Genomic DNA, 2,529 nt, shown 5'->3' with positions numbered 1-2,529 from the left:
GTCCCATGGCTTGAGCTTCTCAATGTAGTCCGTGAAAGGATTGAATTCCCTGGGATATGAAGAGTTTACAATCGCCTTCACGTAATCCAGCGAACACTTGATTCCTGCCAGTTGCAGTTCCAGGAATATGGCGTTGTAGCTTGTTGCTCTTACGGGTCGTAGCTTGCCTATCCATTTCTCTGTCTTCTCGTTGAAGTCGAGATACTCCAGTCGGTCCATTATAATGTTCCTTCGGAAATCATAATGCGTTTTCAGGAAATCGAGCAGCTGATGAATCGTGTCGGGCTTCTCCTCTTCCTTGCGCATGTTGGCTTCCGTCGTCCTGTCGGTATAGATGTACGCGTTGTGTATGGGCGCTGCCGCGTTGAACTCTTCACTGCCGAATTTTTCCTGTGCCAGACGCATGACCACTTCCTCTTCCAGACCTTTCGTATAGCACTTGTTTCCCAGTGCGAAGATGAAGCAGTCCCGTTTTCCCGGTTCAAACTTTGATATCCTCTTCACCGCAAGCACCGCCTTGTTGAATTCCATCCTTTCCCAGGGTTCGGCTTCCGCCTTTCCGCCCTCCAGCTCATGACTTATCACTTTATCACTTATCATCTTACCACTTATCACTTTCTCACTTACCGTTTTTTTCCTTCCTGGTCGTGGCTTTTCGGGTGGAATGATATCCGCCAGTGTCTCGTCCACCTCTTTCATGAGTTCTTCATTGAGGTACGCCTTTTCATCGAAAGACGTGAAGAATCCTCTTGATATGTCCTTCCCGCTTCCGTCGACTTCCACATCCAGCAGTTTTTCGTAATATTCCTTGCAGGTGTCATACATTATTCGGTGATGCTTCTCCAAGGTGGAGAAATCCATCCCCGTTTTGGCAAGACTTTCTCTTAGAGTCGTGGCATACTTCGTGCGCATGAATACGAATATCTTGAATCCGTGTGCTTTGGGAGTCAGGAAAGAAGCCAGCGTGTTGGGATCTCCATTGATTTTCTCCCTCAGTCCTTCCAACTTCTCTTCAGGTTGGTCGTCAATATCCAGTAGGATGATGTGTGTATACCTTGTAATACTGTATGCCTGCCTTTTCTCCCTGTATCCCGCTGTAACGGTATAGAAAGGCAACTGTTTTTTCACATTATTCGCCTCTTCCATCTTTCCCTGGCTGACGAGCAGCCTGATTTTGAATATCAGTTTTGCATGTATCCCTTTGGTGATGTTTTCAATAACTTTTCGGAGTGTTATTTCTCCCCGTACATTGCTGAATCCGCTGTATGCGGTAACTGGAATATTTTCCATTTGTTTTTAGTTGTTTAAATCTGCCTTATTGGCGGCACGAAATAGGGGATAATAATCTGAATGGCAAAAACGCCTTTTTAGTGAGAAAAGGCGTTTTTGCACAATTTTGAACGTTTACTTCTTTATTTTTACTTGCTCCTCCTTTTCCTGAAATTCTTTTCTCAGATTAATGATTTCAGTATTAATGCTTTTCAGAGCTAGAACTCCTTTTTCATGCTTTCCTTTTTCAAAGAGTACGATGTGCTCCAGTTTCTTTGCCAGATCCATCGTTCCTTTGATTCCTGCTTCTTTCTTGTGGTGCATAAGCATGTTTATCCATGGAGTGAGGAATTCCTTCCTTTCTTCGGCCCCGACCAGAATCCGTTCTCCAAACGCCTCATTTTCAACTAACAGGATATTGATCCTGTCTTCTTTCTTTTCAATTTCGATGTTGTAGCCATCCTTGCAGTTGAGTTCAATACTCAAGATTGTGTTTTTTTAGTCATAAAATCACAATTTTAGAAGTTAGTAATTTATTTTAAGTTTACTGTACGAAAGCAAAATTAACGGTTCTATCTGTAATATCTGTCATTCTTTTCTGTAAAAGTGAATATTTTCTGTTCTATGTGTTATACACAAAATGGTAAATAGGTATGGAGAGCTACTACCTATTACTTATAGAATGTGTGTAACAAGGTATAAAGAAAAAGTAGGAAAATACGCGCCTATGGGTGTGTATACGCGGGTACATTATTATAAAAGAAACTGTGGGATGAGAGATTGCCGGGACAGAAATGCAAGAATAATGAAATAGGGGATAGGATAGGAGAGTATGGATATGGTGTTAATAATGATTGTCGTAAATGATGGGTGTTTTTTAATCGTTCGTTTAATGTGCGCAAAGATAATGCCCAGAAATGAAACAACAAAATATTCTGATAAAGAAAAATTAAATATTTTCTTTTTGCCTATATATATTACTAATATATAGCCTGTTACCTTTGAAATGAGATTGTAATTTTGAGATTACTTTCTTGTTGAAAGAATCTTAGTATGAAAACAACCTTCCAACCTATCTTTTAAACGAACGATTAAAAGATAATATATCTGTTTAATTAATTAGTTTATAGCTCTTTACCTGCTATATGTCATGGTAATGAACAACTACGGGAAATCAATGGGCAAGAAGAACACAATACTTGCCGTATCTTACATAAAGTGTTCACAAGTGATTGAAATTCAAGCGTATGCAAGAATTTT

At 40.0% G+C, this 2,529-nt stretch carries 2 protein-coding genes; both read right to left on the bottom strand.

Features of this window, described 5'->3' with window-relative positions:
- Positions 1 to 1,290: BT4734/BF3469 family protein (locus tag BACCELL_RS02480; protein WP_007209937.1), on the bottom strand; the 1,290-nt coding region annotated here is incomplete at its 3' end.
- A gap of 114 nt (positions 1,291 to 1,404) precedes the next feature.
- Positions 1,405 to 1,755, bottom strand: a complete 351-nt coding sequence (locus tag BACCELL_RS02475) for a hypothetical protein (RefSeq protein ID WP_007209936.1) — start codon at positions 1,753 to 1,755, stop codon at positions 1,405 to 1,407.
- Positions 1,756 to 2,529 lie beyond the last annotated feature (774 nt).

Origin of the sequence: Bacteroides cellulosilyticus DSM 14838, assembly GCF_000158035.1 — a bacterium.
GTDB classification, from domain to species: Bacteria; Bacteroidota; Bacteroidia; order Bacteroidales; family Bacteroidaceae; genus Bacteroides; species Bacteroides cellulosilyticus.
The sequence above is the reverse complement of the archived record's forward strand: the minus strand, read 5'-3'. Positions and strand labels throughout refer to the sequence as shown.